Genomic DNA, 223 nt, shown 5'->3' on the forward strand with positions numbered 1-223 from the left:
TCGAACGCTTGGCGCGCCTGATGCTGCGGCCCTTCGGGATCCGCATCGGAGAGAACACGCCGATCCTGTCCGCGTCTGAGGAAATCCGCGGCCAGGTCGCCCTGCTGCACAAGGAGGGCGGCGTCGCGAAGGTGCAGCGCGACATGCTGGGAGGGCTGCTCGATCTGGAAGACCTCACCGTCTCGGAGGTCATGGTCCACCGGACGAAGATGCGCACCATCAA

At 65.5% G+C, this 223-nt stretch carries 1 pseudogene; it reads left to right on the forward strand.

Features of this window, described 5'->3' with window-relative positions:
* Window positions 1-223 (forward strand): annotated as a pseudogene (locus E4K09_RS18135) (hypothetical protein); the annotation flags it as partial.

The organism is Microvirga pakistanensis (assembly GCF_004458765.1).
GTDB classification, from domain to species: domain Bacteria; phylum Pseudomonadota; class Alphaproteobacteria; order Rhizobiales; family Beijerinckiaceae; genus Microvirga; species Microvirga pakistanensis.